We start from the raw sequence: 20,034 nt of genomic DNA, 5'->3' as shown, positions 1-20,034 counted from the left end.
GCCCTCCCCCGACCCCTCCCGCACGCGGGAGGGGGGAAGAAGTGAAATGACCGTAACCACGCTTACCCCCACCGCCACGCTTCCCGCCGACTGGCGCGATTTCTTCGCGCTGACCAAGCCGCGCGTGATGCGCTCGGTGGTCTTCACCGCGCTGTGCGGGATGCTCGCAGCACCGGTGCAGCTCCCCTTCGTGCTCGGCTTCACCGCGATCCTGTGCATCGCGATGGCGGCCGGCGCGGCGGGGGCGCTCAACCAATGGTATGAATCGGACATCGACGCGCTGATGAAGCGCACCGCCAACCGTCCGCTGCCGGCGGGCAAGATGGAGCGTGAAACCGCGCTGCAGTTCGGCGTCGGCCTGGGCGTGTTCTCGGTGCTGCTAATGGGGATGGCGATCGGGCTGCTTGCCGCGACGCTGCTCGCCGCGTCGATCCTGTTCTACGTGCTGGTCTACACCGTCGGGCTCAAGCGCCGCACGCCGCAGAATATCGTGATCGGCGGTGCCGCCGGCGCGTTCCCACCGCTGATCGGCTGGGTCGCGGCGACCGGCAGCATCTCGACGCTGCCGTTGCTGATGTTCGCGATCATCTTCCTATGGACGCCGCCGCACAGCTGGGCGCTCGCGCTGCTGATCCGCGACGATTACGCCAAGGGCGGCGTGCCGATGCTCCCCGTCGTGGCGAGCGCGCGCACGACGCGCTGGCAGATGCTGTTCTACGCCGTGCTGATGGCCGCCGCGGCGGTGTCGCCCTGGGCGCTAGGACTGGCAGGCGCGACCTACGGGATTGTCGCCGTGGTCACCTCGGCGATCTTCCTCGGCCTGACCGCCTGGGTCGTCGTCCAGCGCGCCGCGACCCCTGCCGAGATGAAGGCCGAACGGTTCCTGTTCGTCTATTCGATCGGCTATATTCTCGCGATCTTCGCCACTCTCGCCATCGATCGGCTGACCGCATGACACCCGACCCACGACCCGACCTTTCGGTCCCGCACGCCGATCTGGTCCGCAAGCGCCAGCGCACGCGCGCAGCGGTTCTCGGCGTGATCCTCGGCGCGTTCGTCGTCCTCGTCTTCGCGATCACCATTGCCAAGATCAAGGCGGGGATGCCCCACTGATGGTGCTCGACGGCAAGCTTCGCACCGCGCTCTTCGCCGTCCTGGGGATCTGCTTCATGACCGGCCTCGGCTGGGCGAGCATCCCGCTGTACCGCATGTTCTGCCAGGCGACCGGGCTCAACGGCACGACGCAGCGCGCCCTGCGCGCGCCCGGCGCGGTCAGCCAGCAGATCCGGATCGATTTCGACACCAATGTCGCGCCGCACATGCCGTGGAAGTTCGCGCCCGAAAACCCGTCCGAGACGGTCGATATCGGCGCGCGCGACATGGCGTTCTTCACCGCGACCAACACGTCGGACAAGCCGATCACCGGCACCGCGACGTTCAACGTGACGCCCTCGCAGGCCGGCAAATATTTCACCAAGATCCAGTGTTTCTGCTTCACCCAGCAGACATTGAAGCCCGGCGAGACCGCGCGCATGCCGGTGATCTTCTTCGTCGACCCCAAGATCCTGCAGGACCCGGATGCAAGCGACGTCCAGACGATCACGTTGAGCTACACGTTTTACCCGGTGGATTCCGCGAAGGCCAAAGGCTAGAGCAGGGTTACGGGACGAGATAAGACCAGAGCAGAGGGAAAACCCATGGCCGGTGCGAAGAACCACGATTACCATATCCTGCCGCCCAGCATCTGGCCGTTCGCCGGATCGATGGCAGCGCTTGTGATGGCGGCTGGCGGAATCATGTGGATGCATTCTGCCGCCGGCGGCGGTCTGGTGTTCTACGCCGGATTGGCCGGTGTGCTCGCGGTGATGTACGGTTGGTGGCGCCAGGTCATCGTCGAGGCGCATGCCGGCGACCATACGCCGGTCGTCCAGCTTCACCTGCGCTATGGCATGATTTTGTTCATCGCGTCCGAAGTGATGTTCTTCGTCGGCTGGTTCTGGGCGTTCTTCGATTTCTCGCTGTTCCCCGCACATATCGCCTACGATTCGGTTGCGAAAACCGTCAGTGTCGTCACCGACACGGCGGGCACATGGCCGCCAAAGGGGCTCGAGGTCATCAACGCCTTCCGCTTCCCGTTGCTCAATACGCTGATTCTGCTGACCAGCGGCACGACGATCACCTGGGCGCACCATGCGCTGATCCATGGCGACCGTGACGGGCTCAAGAAGGGGCTGTGGGCGACGATCGTGCTCGGGCTGATCTTCAGCTGCATTCAGGCGTACGAATATGCCGACGCGCCGTTCCCGTTCAAGGGGCTCAACTATGGCGCCTCGTTCTTCATGGCGACCGGGTTCCACGGCTTTCACGTGATGATCGGGACGATCTTCCTGATCGTCTGCCAGATCCGCGTCTATCGCGGCGATTTCACCCCCAAGCAGCATTTCGGCTTCGAGGCGGCCGCCTGGTACTGGCACTTCGTCGACGTGGTGTGGCTGTTCCTGTTCGTCTCGATCTATGTCTGGGGTGGCTGGGGCGCACCGGTCCACGCGGGGTGAGCCAGTGACCGAGCAACGGGCCAAGGCCGTGGCGCCTACGCCCGTTGCCGCCGCGCTCAAGGGCCTGTGCCCGCGCTGCGGGGCGCCCGGGCTGTTCAAGGGGCTGCTCGACTTCAGCGATCGCTGCAAAGTCTGCGGGCTCGATTTCACCACTTTCAACGTCGGCGACGGGCCCGCAGCGATCCTGACCCTGGTGCTCGGCGCGGTCGTCGTCGGGCTCGCGATCACGATCCAGCTTGCCTATGGCCCGCCGATCTGGCTGCAGATGCTGATCTGGCTGCCGGTTACGGTCGTCGGCGTGGTCGGATCGCTGCGCATCGCCAAGGCGGCCTTGCTCGGCTCGGAATATCGCACCGCCGCGCATGAAGGCCGCATCACCCCGCCCGAGACGCTGCCGTGAAGCGAGTCCCGGTTGTCGCGACGCTCATCGTCAGCCTCGCGATCGTCGCTATGATCGGACTTGGCATCTGGCAGCTCGAGCGCCGCAGCCAGAAGGCGGCGTTGCTGGCGCGCTATGCGCGCAACGTGACGTTGCCGCCGATGGCCTTCCCGCGCGACGCGACCGACGCGACCTTGCTGTTCCGCCGGGCCAGCGCCTTATGCCTGCAGCCGATCAGCTTCGCGATCGAAGGCGGCCGCAATGCCCGCGGCGGCACCGGCTGGCGCCAGATCGCGCGGTGCCGCACCGGCGCAGAAGGTCCAGGCTTTACGGTACAGCTCGGATTCGGCAACGATCCGCACGCCAAGCCCGACTGGAAAGGCGGGCCCGTAACCGGATATCTGACCTACGCGCCCGATCATGCGGCGCTGATCGCGGGCATGGTCGGCGAGGGTACGCCCAAGACGCTGATGCTTGTCGCCGATCCACCGGCGGCCGGGCTCGACCCTAATCCGGGCCCCGATCTTTCGGCGGTGCCCAACAATCATCTGGCTTATGCGGTACAATGGTTCGTGTTCGCAGCCCTTGCCGCAATTATCTATGCGCTCGCGCTTCGGCGGCGAACGGTTGCCGAGTCGGCTTCACCTCGCTAACCGAAGGCGCCATGCGCTATATCAGCACGCGCGGCTCCGCGCCGACCCTCGACTTTCGCGACGTAACGCTCGCGGGCCTTGCCAAGGATGGCGGACTCTATCTGCCCGAAAGCTGGCCGAGCTTCTCGACTGCGCAGATAACGGCGCTCCGTGGCCTGTCCTATGTCGACACCGCGGTCGCCGTGATGCTGCCCTTTGTCGAGGGCACGCTGAGCGAGGACGATCTTCGCGCGCTCTGCACGCAGGCCTATGGCCGCTTCGCGCACGCCGCGGTCGTCCCGCTCGCGCAGCTCGACGAGCGGCAATGGCTGCTCGAACTGTTCCACGGACCGACGCTTGCCTTCAAGGATGTCGCGCTGCAGCTGTTGGGGCTGCTGTTCGAACGCTTCCTCACCGGATCGACGCAGCAGGTGACCGTGGTCGGCGCGACCTCGGGCGATACTGGCTCGGCGGCGATCAACGCGCTCGCGGGGCGCGCCGGGGTCGATGTCTTCATGCTCCACCCCAAGGGCCGGGTGTCGGATGTCCAGCGGCGGCAGATGACGACGGTGATCGCGCCCAACATCCACAACATCGCGCTCGAGGATGCGAGCTTCGACGATGCGCAGGCGCTGGTGAAGGCGATGTTCAACGACCCCGCTTTCTCGGGCAAGTTCGCGCTGTCGGCGGTCAATTCGATCAACTGGGCGCGGCTGATGGCGCAGATCGTCTATTATTTCTACGCCGCGGTCCGTTTGGGCGCACCCGAGCGCGCGGTCGCCTTCTCGGTGCCGACGGGCAATTTCGGTGATGTGTTCGCAGGCTATGTCGCGGCCAAGATGGGTCTGCCGGTCGCCAAGCTGATCGTCGCGACCAACGTCAACGACATCCTCCACCGCGCATTGAGCGCGGGCGACTATTCGCAAGGCACCGTCGTGCCGACGCCGAGCCCGTCGATGGACATCCAGGTGTCGAGCAATTTCGAGCGGCTGCTGTTCGATCTGGGCGGTCGTGACGGGCATGCGCTCGCCGATCAGATGCGCGGGTTCGAGACGTCGAAGGCGATGCGCCTTACCAATGCGCAGCGCGAGGGTGCGAGCGCGCTGTTCACGAGCGACCGGATCGACTTGGACGACATGGCGCTGGCGATGCGCTGGGCGTGCGAGGCGAGCGGTCAGATCATCGACCCGCACACCGCGATCGGCCTTGCCGCCGCGCGCCGTGCCGACCTGCCGGCGGATGTGCCGGTCGTCACGCTGGCGACCGCGCATCCCGCCAAGTTCCGCGACGCGGTCGAGCGCGCGACCGGGCAGCGGCCGTCGCTGCCGGCGCGGATGGGCGACCTGTTCGAGCGCGAGGAGCGCTATGCCACGCTGCCGGGGACGTTCGAGGCGGTGACGGCGTATATCGCCGAGCGGGCGAGTGCGCGGTGATGGGCGCGGGCATGCACGTCTTCCTCCCCTCCCTGGAAGGGAGGGGCCGGGGGTGGGTTGGCCCGTTGTCTGGCCTGACCTCGCTCCATCAGCCGACCCACCCCCAACCCCTCCCTTCCAGGGAGGGGCGTACGATATGAACGACCTCATCACCCTCATCGCCGAACCCTGGCAGGATTACGGCCTCATCGACTCAGGGCATGGCCGAAAGCTCGAGCGCTATGGCCGCTTCCGCTTCATCCGCCCCGAGCCACAGGCGATGTGGGCGCCTGCGTCGGACAGCTGGGAAGCCGATGGCGATTTCATCGGCGCATCGGACGAGGATGGCGGCGGTCGCTGGCATCTGTCGCGCGACGTACCGCGCGGCGGCTGGCACGTGCGGTGGGAAGAGGTGCTTTTCACCGCGCAGAATACGCCGTTCCGCCATCTCGCTTTCTTCCCTGACATGGCGCCGCAATGGGAGTGGATGCGCGGCAAGGTTGCCGAGGGCGATCAGGTGCTCAATCTGTTCGGCTATACCGGCGTCGGCACGCTCGCGCTCGCGGCGAAGGGGGCCGCGATGACGCATGTCGATGCCTCGAAGAAATCGGTCGACGCCGGCAAGGCCAACGCCTTCCTGTCGGACATGTCGGATCGCCCGATCCGCTGGATGGTCGACGACGCCGCCAAGTTCGCCGCGCGCGAGGTGCGACGCGAGAAGCGGTACGACGGCATCTTCCTCGATCCGCCCAAATTTGGTCGTGGGCCCGACGGCGAAGTGTGGAAGCTCGAGGAGGGGCTGCCCGGGCTGATCGTTGATTGCCGCCGCCTGCTCGACAAGGACAGCAAGTTCCTCGTCCTCACCGTCTACGCCGTACGCATGTCGGCGCTGGCGATCGGCGAGGTCGTGCGCCAGGCGCTGTCCGATCTCGGCGGAACGGTCGAAGTCGGTGAGATGGCAGTGCGCGAGGAAGCGCGCGGGCTCCTGCTGCCGACCGCGATCTTCGCGCGCTGGACGCGCTGAGCAATCCGGACGGATCGGTAGCGGGCGCGCACCGCGGATAGCAGCGCGCGCCCGTCCCCGGTTACTTGCCGGTTGCGACATTGCCCTTGAAGTCGAGCCCGACATGGATCGAGCGGCCGCCCTTCTTGGCGGTGCCGCGCCAGACGCCATGATCGTCCTTGGTCAGCGCCGAGACGTTGGTGAAGCCCGATTTGGCGATATACTCGCGCGCCTGGGCCTGCGTGAACGAATTGGCGCCACCGCGCGAGGCACCGTCATCGACGGTATGTGCGGTCTTGATCGCGGCATTGCTCTTGGCTGGGCCGGTCTGCGCAAGCGCAGGGACGGCAAGCAGGGCGGTGCCGAGTAGCAGGGTTGTTGCGATACGCATGGTGTTCTCCTTCAAGCTCAGGGGTCAGACGCGATCGTAGCGGGCGCGTTCGGCGGCGATGTCGCTTTCCGAATAGGCCGGCGCGGAGTCGTCGAAGCGGTTCCAGCCCTGCGACTCATACGCCTGGCGTCGGCCCGCGACGTCGACGGTGCGATCGTCGCCGAGGATCTGCCGCGCGGTCGGTACGAGCGGTTTGTCAACCTTGGCGGTGACGAGCGTCCCGCCGCGGCGGACACCCTCGGCATAGACATGCGCGTCGGCCTCGGGAACGCCCGCCTGCGTCAGCGCACCGACGATCCCGCCGGCTGCCGCGCCGACCAACGCGCCGCCAGCAGCGCCCGCTGCGGTCGCCGCGAGCCAGCCCGCCGCAACCACCGGACCGATGCCGGGAATCGCGAGCAGACCGATTCCGGCGAGCAAGCCACCGACGCCGCCGACCGCGGCACCAATCCCGGCACCTGCGCCGGCATCTTCGGCCGCGGCGTCGCGCGCGCCGTCTTCGGGATGGCTCTTGTCACGGCCGACGATGCTGATGTCGCGATGCGCCACGCCGGCCGCTTCGAGATCCTGCACTGCGCGGCGCGCGTTGTCGTAGCGGTCGAACAAGCCTGTGATGGTCTGGGTCATGATATGCTCCTGGTTCCGGCCGGGGGGTGGCCGGGGGTCGATGGGGTGGAAAGTCGGAGGTTCAGCGGGCGGTGCCGCGCACCACGAGATGGTAGAGGACGAGCACGACGATCGCGCCGATCACCGCGACGACGAGGCTGTAGATGTTGAGCCCGGTGACGCCGGCCGCGCCGAACTGGTTGAACAGGAACCCGCCAACGACAGCGCCGACGACGCCGAGCACGATGTCGAGAATGACGCCCTCGCCGCTGCGGTTGACGATCTTGCTGCCGATGAAGCCGGCGACAAGGCCAAGGATGATCCAGGCAAGAATGGACATTGATGTTCTCCTCTCAGGCCGGGCGATGGCCCGGATGAGAGAGAAATTAGGGGGGCGGGGGTGGCCGCCAAAGATGCGCAGGCACCTGTTCGATAGGTGCGTCGGCACCTAATATACGAATAAAACGCTACCCTGCGGCGTCAGGCCGCGGCGTCAAAGCCCAATTGATGCCCGCGGTCGCGCGCCCAAATGATCGCCTCGGCGCGGCTGTGCGCCCCGATCTTGGCGTAGAGCCGCGCGACATGGTTGCGCACGGTATTGCGCTTGAGCGAGAGCGCCGTAGCGATCGCATCGTCGGTCTTGCCCTGGGTGATCAGCGCGAGCACCTCGCGCTCGCGCGGGGTAAGCTCGACGCTTGGGCCGGTCGTCCCCGCCTGCGCGGCCGGCCCGCGCAACGCCGCCATCCGGTCCATGATCTTCTGGCTGAGCCAGCTCGAATCCTGCATCGCCCCTTCGATCGCGGCGATCAGGTCGAGTTCGGTGCGCTTGCGCTCGCTAATGTCCTGGAACGCGGCGAGGATGCAATATTGGCCGTTGATCGTCACCGTCTCGGCAGCGGCGAGGCAGGTGACGAGCACGCCGGTGCGCGTCTTGACCTGGACTTCATGGCCGCGGAACGACCCGCTTTCCGACACCTTCTTCTCGATCTCGCGCCGCGTCGCGCCGCTTTCGAACAGCTCGATCTCGGCGGGCTTGCGGCCCACCACGCTGTCATGCCCCCAATCGGTGAGCGCGAGAAAGGCGTGGTTGACGTTGAGGATGCGGTGCCCGTCGAGGCTGGTCAGCAGCATCGGCACCGGCGCGAAGCGGAACACCGTCGCGAAGCGCTCCTCGCTCTGCCGCAATGCCGTCTCGGCGCGGCGACGCGGGTCGAGATCGGCGAAGGTGAAGATCATGCACTGCTCGTTATTGGGCATCTCGGCGGGATGCCCGGCGAGCAGGACGAGCTTGGTGTCGCCGTTCGGCAGCGGCAGATCGGCCTCCATCTGCGGGATCGCGTCGCCCTTGGCGAGCCGCGCCTTGGCCTTGTCCTTCTCCGCCGCCTGATCGAGGATATCGAGATCGTAGAGCGAGCGGCCGATGATCTGGTCGCGCTCCCACCCCGACAGATCGAGGAACCCCCAATTGACGCGCACATAGCGCAGGTCCGACAGCCGCACGATCAGCGCCGGGGCGGGATTGGCGTTGAACATGCTCTCGAAGCGTTCCTCGGCTTCGAACGCTTCGGTCGCGTCGCACAGGATGAGCACGAGGCAATCGGGCTTGCCATCCCGATCGAGCACGAAGCCGCGCGCGCGGTGGACCCAGTCGGGCTCGGCCTGATGCGTCTTGCGGACGTCGATCACGACATCCTCGAACGCCTCGCCGCGACACAGCCGCGCCATCGGATAGGCGGTGGCGGGCATCGGCTGGCCGTCGCGCAGCCGCAATTCGAAGCGCTGCTGATAGGCTCTGACGGTCGCGCCGAGCTCGGCGCGTTCGGTGCAACCGTGCATCGCCAGCGCCGCCGCGTTCGCCCAGACGATCCGCCCGTCGGGTTCGATCAGCACGACGCCGTCGCTCAGCCCCGCGACGATACGGTGGAGCTGTTCGCGGTCGGGCTGGTCCGACGTAACGGTCTTGCTGGCTGGCATCGGCTCCCTTTCGTCGCGGCTCCGCGCACAACGCCGACAGGGTGCAGAAGGTCGCATCGGGCGGGTACGATCAGGGCGCAGGGGGATCGCAGGTGTCGGGGAGCAGGATCGCGAACATCAGGCCCCGGCCGTTCGGTCCGTGTGCGATGCTGAGCGCGCCGCCATGCGCGCACGCGATGCGATCGACCAGCGACAGGCCGATGCCCGATCCCTCGACGCCGCGATCGGCACCGCGCCAGAAGCGCTCCTTGAGCCGCGCCAGCTTCGCCTCGGGAACGCCGACGCCATCGTCGATCACGCTCAGCCGCGCGCCCGGACCGACCCGAACGAGGATTGTCGCGCCTGCGGGCGTGTATTTGGCCGCATTGTCGACCAGGTTTTCGAGCGCGAGGATCATCGCATCGGGATAGCCGTGCGCCGGCGCGGGATCGTAGGCGGTCTCAAGTGCGATCGTCCGCCCGCCGGCGACGATGCCCGGCGCGCGGTCGGCGACGACACTCTCGGCGAGCGCCGCGAGATCGATCGGTCCAGCCTCGACGACATGCGGTTGCTCGAGCTCGGCGAGCGCGAGCAGCTGCCCGATGACGCGCGCAGCGCGATCGACCGATGCCATCAGGTCGGCGCGCACGCCAGCGTCGCCAATCGCGTCGGCGCGCAGCCGGATCGCGGCGAGCGGGGTGCGCAGTTCGTGCGATACGTCGGCCGCGAACGCGCTCTGGATGTGCAGCGCGGCGACCAGCCGATCGAGCGCGGCATTGGTCGCCTCGGCGAGCGGTTCGGCCTCGGTCGGGAGGACGCCGCGCGGCAGCCGCGTGTCGAACGATTGCGGGCCGATCGTCGCCGCGATCGCCGAGACAGCGCGCATCCGCAGCGTCAGCCGTCGCGCGAGCAGCACGCCGATCAACGGGACGAGCGCGGCAATCGGCAGCGTGAGCAGGAAGAAGCGCTTGAGAAAGGTCCGCACGATATCGTCGGTGACGACCTCGGGATCGGTGTCGTCCTGCGACACGACGATCCAGCCGTCGCGCGTCGGCAGGCTATACCCCTCGACCGCACCCCGGCGGAAGAAATGCGCGCGGCTGTCGAGCGGCGCGGCGGCAAGGATCGCGCGCCGCGCGGGGCCGCTGCTGTGGTCGATCCGTCGATCGCTGCCGAAGGTGGCGACCGCCATGCCGTTGATCAGCGGGATCGCCGCGATTGTGCGCGCGCCGCGCGCATGGGCCTCGGCGACGACCTGCGCCTGGCGCACGAGGAGAGTCCGCTGGAAGCGATCGGCGGTCTGGTGGAGCAATGTCGTCGCGCTCCACAGCAAGGTCAGGGTCGCGATCAGTGCGACCGCGATGTGCAGCACAACGAATTGCCCGAGCAAGGAGCGCGGCGCGCGCATCATGCCGACGTGGCGAGGAGCATGTAGCCGACGCCGCGCACCGTCTCGATCCGCGCGCCGGTCGCCGCCTCGTCGAGCCGCTTGCGCAGGCGGTGGACATAGACCTCGATCGCGTTCGACCCGAGATCGCCGTCGAGCCCGAACAGATGATCCTCGGCGATCCGCTTGGGGACGACCTTGCCGACGCGGCGCAGCAGCAGTTCGAGCAATTCGGTCTCGCGTGCCGACAGGCCGAGCACACGCTCGCCGACCGAGGCGACGCGCGTCTCGACCGCGAAGCTGAGCGCGCCGCACTGCAGCGCGCGTCCGACATGCCCGTCGCGCCGCCGCAGGATCGCGAGCAGGCGGGCGTGGAGTTCGTCCAGGTCGAACGGCTTGACCATATATTCGTCGGCGCCCGCGTTGAGCCCGCGGATCCGCGCGTCGATCGCGCCGCGCGCGGTGAGGACGAGGACGGGGCGCGTATCGCCGCGCGCGCGCATCCGAGTCAGCAGGCCCATACCGTCGCCATCGGGCAGGCTGAGATCGAGCAGCACCGCGGCATAGTCGCTCGCTTCGAGATAGGCTTCGGCCGCTTCGATCGTCTGCGCATGGTCGATCGCGACGCCACGCCGGACCAGCGCATCGGCGAGCGCCGTCGCGACCGCAAGCTCATCATCGACCAATAGTACGCGCATCGGACCTTTTCTTTGTGCACTGCGGCATCTGTAAGCCGACTGTAAGCGAGCGCGCCTAGGGCTGACAGCCAAATCACAGCAGGTCCTTCGATGCACACGACCGTTCCCCCCCAGACGCTGCCCCACACCCGTAGCCTGTCGCGGGGGAAGCAAATGCGCTGGCTCGCCATCGTCGCAGGGGTGGCGATCGCGCTTGTGCTGCTGTGGAGCGCGATCGCCGCGCTGTTCCACCACGACGCCGCGCCCCCGCAGACGCCGCCGCCCGGCACGCTTCGCCTGACGTCCGAGCAAATGGCCGGGCTCAAGACGCTCCGCATCGGCGTTGGCGAATCGGATCATCGTACGCTCGCGAGCGGCGCGATCACCGTCGATGGCGATCGCAGCACGCCGGTGCTGCTCCCGTATGCGGGGCAGGTGGTGAAGGTGCTCGCCGATGCCGGGCAATATGTGAAGCAGGGGCAGCCGCTTCTGCTGATCCAGACGAGCGATTTCGTCGATGCGCGCAGCGGGCTGTTCAGCGCGCGCGCGGCTTTGCAGAACGCGCAGGCGCAGCTCTCCACCGCGACGCGCAATGCCGAGCGCCAGCGCCAGATCTTCGAGACCGCAGGCGGCGCGCAAAAGGATTACCAGCAGGCACAGACCGACCTGATCGCCGCGCAAGCCACCGCGCGCACCGCCGCAGTCGCACTCGGCGCGGCGCGCGACAAGCTCGCGATCCTCGGCAAGTCGGCGGGCGAGATCAGCGCGCTCGAACGCGTCGGCGAAGTCGCCGGGATCCACGACCGCACAACGCTGCACGCCCCGGTCGGCGGGCTGATCGCCTCGCGCGATGTGGCGGCGGGGCAATATGTCGCGCAGGGCGGCGACAAGCCGGTGATGACGATCACCGACCCCGCGCACGTCTGGCTGATCGCGCAGCTCGCCGAGGGCGACGCGAGTTCGGTGCATGTCGGTGATGCCGTGACGGTCACCACCCCCGCGCTGCCGGGGCGCAGTTTCCACGCGCGGATCGACCTTGTCGGCGCGGCGCTCGACCCGCAGACGCACCGCTTGCCGGTGCGCGCGACGATCGCCAATCCCGACGACGCGTTGAAGCCGCAGATGTTCGCGAGCTTCTCGATTCAGCGGCCGCAGCAGAGCGCGGCGCTGCGCGTGCCGGCCGCCGCGGTGATCCATGAGGGCGATGCCGCGCGCGTCTGGGTGGTGCGACCCGACGGGCTGTTGCAAGGCCGTACCGTCACCGCCGGCGAAGAGCAGGACGGGCAGGTCGTGATCGTCAGCGGCCTTACGCCGGGCGAGCGCATCGTTACTGCGGGTGCGTTGTTCGTCAACGAGGCAGGTCTCGGCGAATGAACCGCATCGTCGAATTCGCGCTGCGCCAGCGGCTGCTGATCGTCGGCGTTTTCGTCGCGATGCTGGTGGCGGGGGCGGTCGGCTTCTGGAACCTCAATATCGAGGCCTATCCCGATCCCGTCCCGCCGATGGTCGAGGTCATCACGCAGACGCAAGGCCTGTCGGCCGAGGAGATGGAGCGCAACGTCACCATCCCGATCGAGGTCGGCATGGCGGGCATCCCGCACCTCACCGCGATCCGCGCGATCTCGCTGTTCGGTCTGTCCGACATCAAGATTCAGTTCAGTTATGACCTGAGCAACGAAGCCGCCAAGCAGCAGGTGATCAACCGCCTGTCGCAGCTGCCGCCGCTGTCGGGGGGCGCGCAGCCGACGCTGTCGCCGACGAGCCCCGTGGGCGAGATCTATCGCTACAAGATCACTGCGCCGCCGGGCTATTCGGTGATGGATCTGAAGACGCTGCAGGACTGGGTGCTGCAACGCCGCTTCAAGCGCATTCCGGGCGTGATCGACGTCACCGGCTGGGGCGGCAAGCTGCGCGCCTATGACGTGGTGATCGACAATGATCGGCTCGCGGCACACGGCGTCACGGTGTCGCAGGTGCTCGCCGCGCTGTCGAAGAGCGACGGCAATGTCGGCGGGCAGACGATCAATTTCGGGTCGCAGGCGGCGATCGTCCGCGGCGTCGGCTTGATCCAGTCGGTCGGCGGCATCGATAACGTGCTCGTCGGCAGCGCGAACGGACAGCCGATCCTGTTGAAGGACGTCGCGCGCGTCCAGATCGGCAACGAACCGCGACTCGGCATCGCCGGCTACAACAATGAAGACGATATCGTGCAGGGCATCGTGCTGATGCAGCGCGGCGCGCAGTCGATGCCGACGATCCAGGCGGTGCAGAAGGAAGTGTCCGACATCAACGCCTCGGGGCTGTTGCCGCCGGGCGTCCATCTCGACCGCGTCTATGACCGCTCGGATCTGATCAAGCTGACGATCCACACCGTGCTCGAGAATCTCGTCGCCGGGATCGCGCTGATCTTCTTCCTGCAATGGGCCTTCCTCGGCAATCTGCGCAGCGCGATCATCGTCGCCGCGACGATCCCGTTCGCGCTCGCCTTCGCGATCCTGATCCTCGTGCTGCAGGGCGAGAGCGCGAACCTGCTGTCGGTCGGCGCGCTCGATTTCGGGCTGGTGGTCGATGCGAGCGTCATCATGGTCGAGAACGTTTTCCGCCACATGGTCGAGCGCTCGGCGCATGTCGAAAACGGGCGATTGGCTGGAACCGGGGGGCATTACACGATGGCGAGCCGCTTCTCGGCGGTGCTCGGCGCGAGCCATGAGGTCAGCCGCGGGATCTTCTTTGCCGCCGCGATCATCATCGCGAGCTTCCTGCCGCTGTTTACGCTGACCGGGGTTGAGGGGCATATCTTCGGGCCGATGGCGAAGACCTATGCCTATGCCATCACCGGCGGGCTGATCGCGACCTTCACGGTCGCCCCGGTGCTCGCGACGCTGCTGCTCCCCGACCGGCTGTCCGAGGTCGAGACATGGATCGTCGGCAAGCTGCGCCGCGCCTACGAACCCGCCGCCGCCTTCGCGCTCGGCAACCGCGTGCTCGCGGTCGGGGGCGCGTTGCTGCTGCTCGCCGCGGCGATGGTCGGCGTGCGCTCGCTCGGGATCGAATTCCTGCCGCATCTCGAGGAAGGCAATATGTACATCCGCGCGAGCCTCCCCGCATCGATCAGCCTCGAGGCGGGGCAGCCGGTGGTCGACGGCGTGCGGCGGATGATCGCATCCTATCCCGAAGTCGAATCGGTGCTCTCTGCGCATGGTCGGCCCGATGACGGGACCGATTCGACCGGCTTCTTCAACGCCGAGTTCTTCGTGCCGTTGAAACCGTTCGGGACGTGGCCTTCAGGCGTGACCAAGGAAACGCTGACCGCCGAGCTGTCGAAGAAGCTCCAGGCCAAATACCCGGGCGTCGACTTCTCCTTCTCGCAATATATCGAGGACAATGTCGAGGAGGCCGCCTCGGGCGTGAAAGGCGCCAATTCGATCAAGCTGTTCGGCCCCGATCTCGCGACGCTCGAACACTATGCCGACCAGATCAAGGACAAGATGGCGCACGTGCCCGGTATCGTCGATCTCGGCGTGTTCCAGTCGCTCGGCCAGCCGACGGTGCGGATCGACGTCGATCGCGCGCGCGCGTCGCGCTACGGCCTGACGCCCGACGACATCAACGCGACCGTCGCCGCGGCGATCGGCGGCCAATCGAGCGCCGACCTGTACGAGAAGGGCACCGACCGCCACTTCCCGATCATCGTCCGCCTGCGCGCCGAACAGCGCGACAGCATCGATTCGATCCGCCGGATCACGGTCGGTGCGCCTTCGCCCAATGGAACGGGGACGATCCAGGTGCCACTGTCTGAAGTCGCCGACGTGCGGCTGACCTCGGGCGCGTCGTTCATCTATCGCGAGCATCAGGAGCGCTACATCCCGATCAAATTCTCGGTCCGCGGGCGCGACCTTGGAGGTGCGGTCGATCAGGCGCGCGCGGAGATCACGCGGAGCGTCCATCTTCCGCCGGGCTATCATCTCGAATGGGCGGGCGAGCTCGACAATCTCAACAACGCCGTCGCGCGGCTCGAGGTCGTGGTGCCGATCAGCCTGTTGCTGATCCTGCTGCTGCTCTACGCCAATTTCGGCTCGATCCGCGACAGCCTGCTCGCCTTCTCGGCGATCCCGATGGCGATCATCGGCGGTGTGCTTGCGCTTGCCGTGTCGGGGACGGCGTTCAGCATCTCCTCGGCGATCGGCTTCGTCGCCTTGTTCGGGATCGCGGTAATGGACGGCATCTTGGTCGTCACCACCTTCAATCACGCGATCGACGAGGGCGTCGCGCGGGACGGCGCGATCGCGACGACGGTGCGGCATAGCCTGCGCCCGGTGGTGATGACCTGCCTCGTCGCGGCGATCGGGTTGCTGCCCGCGGCGCTGTCGAACGGGATCGGCAGCCAGGTGCAGAAGCCGCTCGCGCTCGTCGTGGTCGGCGGGATGACGCTCGCGCCGATCCTCATCCTGCTCGTCCTGCCGGTGCTGATCGACCTGTTCTCGCACCGCGTCGCGCCTGAGGATCGCGGCGCGCATGGCCAGGACGTCGGGCATCATCCGCATCCCGAAACCGATGGGGAGGCGCTGGCATGAAGCGGATCGCAATCAGCCTGCTCGCCTGCGGCGTCAGTGCGTGCGCGATGGGGCCGCGCGCGGTGCTACCGTCCGTAACACTGCCCCCGGCGCCAGCACAGGAAAGCTTCGCGCCGCCGCAAGGGCCGGCGCAAGCCACCCGGATTGCCGAAGTCCCGCGCGAGTGGTGGCGCAGCTTTGGCAGCAGCGAACTCGACGCGTTGGTCGGCGAAGCGATGGCGCACGCCACCGACATCGCCGTCGCCGATGCGACCTTGCGCCAGGCGCGCGAGCAGGCATCGGCCACCGCAGGCAGCGCACTGCCGCAAGTCGATGCCAGTTACCAGGCGCAGCGTACGCGTGTGTCGAATGCGCTCTCGCCCGCGGTGATCGATTCGAACCAGCAGCTCTATACGCTGCACACCGCGCAGCTGAGTGTCACGTACAACCCCGATCTGTTCGGCGGCATCAAGACGCGGATTCGCTCGGCGCGCGCGCTGGCCGAGGTGCAGCGCCACCGGCTCGATGCCGCGCGCACGACGGTGCTCGCCAATCTCGTCCAGGCGGTGATCCAGCGCGCGTCGCTCGCCGACCAGATCGGCGCGGTGCAGACGAGCGTCTCGGTCAATCGCGACATCCTGACGCAATTGCTCAAGCGGCAGCAGCTTGGCGCGGTCGGTGCGGCGGATGTGGCGGCGCAACAGGCGGCGCTCGCGACCGCGCAAAGCGCGCTGCCGGCGCTGATCCGCGCCGAGGCGCATCAGCGCGTCGTCATCGCCACGCTGATCGGGCGCACCCCTGGCAGCGCGCTCCCGGCGCTGCCGTCGCTGACGGCGCTCGCGCTGCCGCAGGACCTGCCGGTGCTGCTGCCGTCGGATCTGGTCGCGCGGCGGCCCGATGTGGGAGCAGCGCGCGCGCAGCTCGAGGGCGCTGCCGCCGATGTCGGAACCGCGATTGCGGCGCGGCTGCCCAGCATTCAGCTTGAGGCCAGCGGTGGCGGCACCGCGCAGCATCTGTTCGACATGTTCAAGAGCGGCAATCCGTTCTGGTCGGTGCTCGGCGGCGTGACGCAGCCGATCTTCCACGCAGGCGCGTTGCGGCATCAGCAACGCGCTGCCGAAGCCGCACTCGATGGGGCCAAGGCGCAATATCGCGCGACGGTGCTGCAAGCGTTTGGCGATGTGTCCGACGCGCTGACGGGGCTGCGCACCGATGCCGACGCCTATGACGCGGCGTCGCGGGCGGGGGATTCGTCGGCGCGCGCGCTCGGTTTCATCCGCCGCCAGCTCGCTTTGGGCGATGTCGGCACGCTTGCCCTGCTCAACGCGACCGCGACCGACGCGCAGGCGCGCTCGCTCGTTATCCAGGCGCGCGCGGCGCGGCTCAGCGATACCGTCGCGTTGTTCCAGGCAGTGGGCGGTGGCGTGACGGCGGACTAGCGGAGTGTGTGCTTGCCCGCCGCCGAGGTTGCTTAATCAAGGTGAAGGTAGGCCGGGTCGAAATCGGCGACGCGGCATAAAGCGTCCCAGTCCTGCACCACAAACATGCGGCGTTCGCGCGCGATCAACTGCTCGGCTTCGAGATGTTGCAGCATCCGGTTTACGTGCACCGGGGTCAGTGCGGTCGCATCGGCAATCTGCTCCTGGCTCATCGGCAGCTCGAAGCGGCGTCGTTCTTCGCGTGGGGGCGGCCCTTCGCGGCGGTAGATCAGCTCGCACAGCAGATGTGCGATCCGCGTCCGCGCGTCGCGCCGACCGACGTTGAGGATCCATTCGCGCTGGATCGATCCGTCGATCAGCGTGTCGCGCCACAGCGCGCGCGCGATGCCCGGGCGCGTATCGATCGTCGCGCGGATGGCATCGATGGGAATCCACGCGATCCGTGCCTCGTTGAGCGCCTGCACATTATGATCGGCGGCGCGCAACTCGAGATGATGGAGATCGACGATATCGCCGCGCCGATGGAAGGACAGGATCTGACGTTGCCCGACGCCTGTCAGTTTGCTGCGAAAGGCATGCCCATCGAGCACCAGGCTGCAATCGCGCACCATCTGCCCGTCGCGAAGGAGATAGCCATTGCCGCGAACGTTCTGGATGCGGATCGGCCAAGCGCGGATCGCCCGGACATCGTCGTCGTCGAGTCGCGCGATGCGCTGCAGCTTCGCGATGAGGGGGGCAAAGGGGTCCTCGAGAACGCCGGCCCCCCGTCTTGCGTGGTCGAAATCGTAACGAGCGGTTTGCTGGTCCATGATAACCCGAATGCAATGGGGTGAACACTCCAGCGCCATGAGCATGGCGTACTCGCTGACGTCCGATCCTGCAGAAAGATTGCTGTACCGGCAATAATGTAGATCAATCGAGCGAAATAGTCGGGTCGTTTCGTCGAAAATTCGTCGTGAGGTCGCGGCGCATTCTCTTGTTATTGCAATGAACTAAGATCGGGCGCGCAGCCTGCGCCACGTGGCCGGGGCACGTCGTAATGGGCCACGAGCGGGAACGCGATATGGCACTGCAGGCCGCCCGGACGCAGCACGAAACGGGTGTGCGCATCAAGCGTGTCAGGCAATGTCTGCTCGATCACGGCGCGTCCGACGCCATGATGCGCGGTCATGCTCGGCTCAACCGAAACGCCCGTCTCGTTCCACTCGAACCACAGCTCGTCCGCGACCACGGCCCAGCTGATGTGCAGCCGCCCCCCGCGCCGCGACAAGGCGCCGAACTTCAGCGCGTTGGTGACCAACTCGTGCAACGCGAGCGCCAGCGGCTGCGCTTGCGCCTGCTGCAGCCACGCGATCCGGCCTGTGATCACGATTCGCGGATCCTCGCCGAAGTGAAATTCGCGCAACGCATCGCGGATCAGCATTTCGAGATCATGCGATCCGCTCGGATCTTGCTTGAAGCGGGCGAGCACCATCAGCCGCGCATCGAAATGACCCGCAATCGAGTCGATCGTTCCGCCTGAATCAACGGTCCGTGCGAAGAGCGACCTGATCGTGCTCAACAGCGTTGCCGAGCGTGCGTCTGCGGCCTCGAGTTGCGCGCGCAACGCCGCAACCTCGGCCCGCAGCACGGAATTTTCCGCATGGCCAGCACGCTCGGCAGTCCTTCGGTGTCTGGTCATGGACAAGATCTCGAACAGATTCGCTTGGTTCGAACGCAGTATCGCGCACGCTGGTTCCTTTTTGCAACTGCGCGCGCGACACGGAGCGTCGATTAACCCGCTTTCTGTGGGCAGATCAGATATTTCGTGCCGGTCGCGCGGCGATTATAGGCTGCGATCATGTCGGGCTGGAGCGCCTCGATCAGCGAGATCTCATGGGTGTAGTGGCTCGCGAAGGTCGTCGTCAGCTCGGCGACGACGCGATCCTTGAGCGCCTGCACGGCCTCGCCCCCGATCTTGATAAGGAACGGCGTCAGCAGGAAGCCGCCGAGCGACCAGCTGAATCCATAGCTGTTGCGGTTGAGCGTGGTCGGCCCGACGTCGAGCCCGCCATAGATATAGACCTGCTTGAACGTGTCCGACCCGTAGCGGCTATAGGTGGTCATCCGCTTGACCGCGGCGGCCTCCATGCAGCTGAGCAATTGCCCGGCAAGCTTGCCCCCGCCGATCGCGTCGAAGGCGAGCGTCGCGCCGGTCTCGGTGATCATCGCGGTCAGCGTGTCGAGGAAATCGGGCTGGCTCGAATCGGCGACGTGCTGCGCGCCGATCCCGCGGAGCAATTCGGCCTGTTCCGGGCTGCGCACGACGTTGATGAGCGGAATGCCATCCTTGAGGCAGATCTTGACGAGCATCTGGCCGAGGTTCGACGCCGCGGCGGTATGGATCAGCGCGGTGTGGCCCTCGCGGCGCATCACTTCTGTCATCGCGAGCGAGGTCAGCGGGTTGACGAAGCACGAGGCGCCGTCGGCGGGCGCGGTGCCGTCGGGGAGGAGCATGCACTCGGCGACGCGCAGCACGCGATATTGCGCGTACATCGCGCCGCCGAGCATTGCCACGGTCTTGCCGAGCAAGGCCTGCGCGGCGGGCGAGGCGCCTGCCTTGACGACGATCCCGGCGCCCTCGGTGCCGACCGGCATCGCTTCATCGAGCCGGGTCGCCATCGCGCGCATCCCGCCAGGCGATACCGGGGCGGTGACGAGCGGGTGGCCGTCGCGGGTCGTCGCCGCGGCGCTGCTCATGTCGGCTGCGCCGAACAGCAAGGCGAGATCCGACGGGTTGATCGGAGTCGCCAGCACCTTGACGACGACCTGATCGTCGCGCGGCTCGGCAACGGGTTGATCGACCAGCGAAACTTCGAGCTGCGCATCCTTGGTGACGCGCGACAGCAGCTGCAATCCTGTGCTCGGAACATGATCTGTCATAGTAATTTCCTCTCCGTATTTGGCGGCAACCCTAGCCATTCGGCGACGTGCGCGCGAGTGCGAACATGGTTCTCACCACTGCGATCCTTTGATACGGATGCCAGCAGGCGGCGCGTGGCATGGAG

At 67.0% G+C, this 20,034-nt stretch carries 20 protein-coding genes; 11 read left to right on the top strand and 9 right to left on the bottom strand.

The window, feature by feature from the left end; genetic code table 11:
- Positions 1-46 precede the first annotated feature (46 nt).
- From ACVWYO_RS08695 to ACVWYO_RS08660, 8 genes are all read left to right on the top strand, one after another.
- Positions 47-955, top strand: a complete 909-nt coding sequence (locus tag ACVWYO_RS08695; protein ID WP_457349930.1) for a heme o synthase — start codon at positions 47-49, stop codon at positions 953-955.
- Positions 952-1,113: a hypothetical protein gene (locus ACVWYO_RS08690; RefSeq protein ID WP_170208026.1), complete on the top strand. Its 162-nt coding sequence runs from the start codon at positions 952-954 to the stop codon at positions 1,111-1,113. Before ACVWYO_RS08695 ends, ACVWYO_RS08690 begins: the two co-directional genes overlap by 4 nt.
- Positions 1,113-1,652 (top strand): cytochrome c oxidase assembly protein, encoded by a 540-nt coding sequence (locus ACVWYO_RS08685; protein WP_457349927.1) that lies wholly within the window; start codon positions 1,113-1,115, stop codon positions 1,650-1,652. Before ACVWYO_RS08690 ends, ACVWYO_RS08685 begins: the two co-directional genes overlap by 1 nt.
- A gap of 45 nt (positions 1,653-1,697) precedes the next feature.
- Positions 1,698-2,555: a cytochrome c oxidase subunit 3 gene (locus tag ACVWYO_RS08680; protein WP_457349925.1), complete on the top strand. Its 858-nt coding sequence runs from the start codon at positions 1,698-1,700 to the stop codon at positions 2,553-2,555.
- A gap of 4 nt (positions 2,556-2,559) precedes the next feature.
- Complete coding sequence (locus tag ACVWYO_RS08675; protein WP_457349923.1) at positions 2,560-2,955, top strand: DUF983 domain-containing protein; 396 nt, start codon at positions 2,560-2,562, stop codon at positions 2,953-2,955.
- Positions 2,952-3,587: an SURF1 family protein gene (locus ACVWYO_RS08670; RefSeq protein WP_457349921.1), complete on the top strand. Its 636-nt coding sequence runs from the start codon at positions 2,952-2,954 to the stop codon at positions 3,585-3,587. The genes ACVWYO_RS08675 and ACVWYO_RS08670 overlap by 4 nt, the downstream gene beginning before the upstream one ends.
- Positions 3,588-3,598: 11 nt before the next feature.
- On the top strand, positions 3,599-4,999 hold the full coding sequence (gene thrC / locus ACVWYO_RS08665) for a threonine synthase (protein WP_457349918.1): 1,401 nt from the start codon (positions 3,599-3,601) through the stop codon (positions 4,997-4,999).
- Positions 5,000-5,135: 136 nt separating this feature from the next.
- Complete coding sequence (locus ACVWYO_RS08660; RefSeq protein WP_457349916.1) at positions 5,136-6,002, top strand: class I SAM-dependent methyltransferase; 867 nt, start codon at positions 5,136-5,138, stop codon at positions 6,000-6,002.
- A 61-nt stretch (positions 6,003-6,063) separates the two neighbouring features.
- Here the strand turns inward: ACVWYO_RS08660 and ACVWYO_RS08655 are convergent, their stop codons facing one another.
- The 6 genes from ACVWYO_RS08655 to ACVWYO_RS08630 form a co-directional block, all read right to left on the bottom strand.
- Complete coding sequence (locus ACVWYO_RS08655; RefSeq protein WP_457349914.1) at positions 6,064-6,372, bottom strand: hypothetical protein; 309 nt, start codon at positions 6,370-6,372, stop codon at positions 6,064-6,066.
- A gap of 24 nt (positions 6,373-6,396) precedes the next feature.
- Positions 6,397-6,999 (bottom strand): general stress protein, encoded by a 603-nt coding sequence (locus ACVWYO_RS08650; protein WP_457349912.1) that lies wholly within the window; start codon positions 6,997-6,999, stop codon positions 6,397-6,399.
- Between the two features lie 61 nt (positions 7,000-7,060).
- A complete protein-coding gene (locus ACVWYO_RS08645; RefSeq protein WP_457349911.1) occupies positions 7,061-7,318 on the bottom strand; it encodes a GlsB/YeaQ/YmgE family stress response membrane protein in 258 nt (85 codons plus the stop codon).
- Between the two features lie 140 nt (positions 7,319-7,458).
- Entirely contained in the window at positions 7,459-8,952 is a 1,494-nt protein-coding gene (locus ACVWYO_RS08640) for a PAS domain S-box protein (protein WP_457349909.1), read from the bottom strand.
- Positions 8,953-9,022: 70 nt separating this feature from the next.
- Positions 9,023-10,342 carry a sensor histidine kinase gene (locus ACVWYO_RS08635; RefSeq protein ID WP_457349907.1) on the bottom strand — a complete coding sequence of 440 codons (1,320 nt, stop codon included), beginning with the start codon at positions 10,340-10,342 and terminating at the stop codon, positions 9,023-9,025.
- On the bottom strand, positions 10,339-11,016 hold the full coding sequence (locus tag ACVWYO_RS08630; RefSeq protein WP_457349905.1) for a response regulator: 678 nt from the start codon (positions 11,014-11,016) through the stop codon (positions 10,339-10,341). Before ACVWYO_RS08630 ends, ACVWYO_RS08635 begins: the two co-directional genes overlap by 4 nt.
- A gap of 153 nt (positions 11,017-11,169) precedes the next feature.
- Between ACVWYO_RS08630 and ACVWYO_RS08625 the strand changes: the two genes are divergently transcribed.
- From ACVWYO_RS08625 to ACVWYO_RS08615, 3 genes are read left to right on the top strand one after another with little or no spacing between them, the layout of a single operon-like run.
- Positions 11,170-12,369, top strand: a complete 1,200-nt coding sequence (locus ACVWYO_RS08625; RefSeq protein ID WP_457349903.1) for an efflux RND transporter periplasmic adaptor subunit — start codon at positions 11,170-11,172, stop codon at positions 12,367-12,369.
- A complete protein-coding gene (locus ACVWYO_RS08620; RefSeq protein ID WP_457349901.1) occupies positions 12,366-15,569 on the top strand; it encodes an efflux RND transporter permease subunit in 3,204 nt (1,067 codons plus the stop codon). The genes ACVWYO_RS08625 and ACVWYO_RS08620 overlap by 4 nt, the downstream gene beginning before the upstream one ends.
- Entirely contained in the window at positions 15,566-16,987 is a 1,422-nt protein-coding gene (locus ACVWYO_RS08615) for an efflux transporter outer membrane subunit (protein ID WP_457349899.1), read from the top strand. Before ACVWYO_RS08620 ends, ACVWYO_RS08615 begins: the two co-directional genes overlap by 4 nt.
- A gap of 32 nt (positions 16,988-17,019) precedes the next feature.
- On the opposite strand, the gene ACVWYO_RS08610 is transcribed toward ACVWYO_RS08615, so the two are convergent.
- The 3 genes from ACVWYO_RS08610 to ACVWYO_RS08600 form a co-directional block, all read right to left on the bottom strand.
- Positions 17,020-17,796, bottom strand: a complete 777-nt coding sequence (locus tag ACVWYO_RS08610) for a Crp/Fnr family transcriptional regulator (RefSeq protein ID WP_457349897.1) — start codon at positions 17,794-17,796, stop codon at positions 17,020-17,022.
- A gap of 170 nt (positions 17,797-17,966) precedes the next feature.
- Entirely contained in the window at positions 17,967-18,668 is a 702-nt protein-coding gene (locus ACVWYO_RS08605) for a hypothetical protein (RefSeq protein WP_457349895.1), read from the bottom strand.
- A 92-nt stretch (positions 18,669-18,760) separates the two neighbouring features.
- Complete coding sequence (locus ACVWYO_RS08600; protein WP_457349893.1) at positions 18,761-19,909, bottom strand: zinc-binding dehydrogenase; 1,149 nt, start codon at positions 19,907-19,909, stop codon at positions 18,761-18,763.
- Positions 19,910-20,034: the final 125 nt, after the last annotated feature.

This window comes from Sphingomonas sp. UYP23, assembly GCF_054059235.1.
This window is presented reverse-complemented; position numbering and strand designations above follow the sequence as displayed.

Bases quoted from the DNA above. Each gene is read 5' to 3' on its own strand.
- ACVWYO_RS08615 (WP_457349899.1), top strand. From the start codon at position 15,566: ATGAAGCGGATCGCAATCAGCCTGCTCGCCTGCGGCGTCAGTGCGTGC.
- ACVWYO_RS08625 (WP_457349903.1), top strand. From the start codon at position 11,170: ATGCGCTGGCTCGCCATCGTCGCAGGGGTGGCGATCGCGCTTGTGCTG.
- ACVWYO_RS08640 (WP_457349909.1), bottom strand. From the start codon at position 8,952: ATGCCAGCCAGCAAGACCGTTACGTCGGACCAGCCCGACCGCGAACAG.
- ACVWYO_RS08635 (WP_457349907.1), bottom strand. From the start codon at position 10,342: ATGATGCGCGCGCCGCGCTCCTTGCTCGGGCAATTCGTTGTGCTGCAC.
- ACVWYO_RS08610 (WP_457349897.1), bottom strand. From the start codon at position 17,796: ATGGACCAGCAAACCGCTCGTTACGATTTCGACCACGCAAGACGGGGG.
- ACVWYO_RS08600 (WP_457349893.1), bottom strand. From the start codon at position 19,909: ATGACAGATCATGTTCCGAGCACAGGATTGCAGCTGCTGTCGCGCGTC.
- ACVWYO_RS08680 (WP_457349925.1), top strand. From the start codon at position 1,698: ATGGCCGGTGCGAAGAACCACGATTACCATATCCTGCCGCCCAGCATC.
- ACVWYO_RS08605 (WP_457349895.1), bottom strand. From the start codon at position 18,668: ATGACCAGACACCGAAGGACTGCCGAGCGTGCTGGCCATGCGGAAAAT.
- ACVWYO_RS08630 (WP_457349905.1), bottom strand. From the start codon at position 11,016: ATGCGCGTACTATTGGTCGATGATGAGCTTGCGGTCGCGACGGCGCTC.
- ACVWYO_RS08690 (WP_170208026.1), top strand. From the start codon at position 952: ATGACACCCGACCCACGACCCGACCTTTCGGTCCCGCACGCCGATCTG.
- thrC (WP_457349918.1), top strand. From the start codon at position 3,599: ATGCGCTATATCAGCACGCGCGGCTCCGCGCCGACCCTCGACTTTCGC.
- ACVWYO_RS08655 (WP_457349914.1), bottom strand. From the start codon at position 6,372: ATGCGTATCGCAACAACCCTGCTACTCGGCACCGCCCTGCTTGCCGTC.
- ACVWYO_RS08695 (WP_457349930.1), top strand. From the start codon at position 47: ATGACCGTAACCACGCTTACCCCCACCGCCACGCTTCCCGCCGACTGG.
- ACVWYO_RS08650 (WP_457349912.1), bottom strand. From the start codon at position 6,999: ATGACCCAGACCATCACAGGCTTGTTCGACCGCTACGACAACGCGCGC.
- ACVWYO_RS08685 (WP_457349927.1), top strand. From the start codon at position 1,113: ATGGTGCTCGACGGCAAGCTTCGCACCGCGCTCTTCGCCGTCCTGGGG.
- ACVWYO_RS08660 (WP_457349916.1), top strand. From the start codon at position 5,136: ATGAACGACCTCATCACCCTCATCGCCGAACCCTGGCAGGATTACGGC.
- ACVWYO_RS08645 (WP_457349911.1), bottom strand. From the start codon at position 7,318: ATGTCCATTCTTGCCTGGATCATCCTTGGCCTTGTCGCCGGCTTCATC.
- ACVWYO_RS08620 (WP_457349901.1), top strand. From the start codon at position 12,366: ATGAACCGCATCGTCGAATTCGCGCTGCGCCAGCGGCTGCTGATCGTC.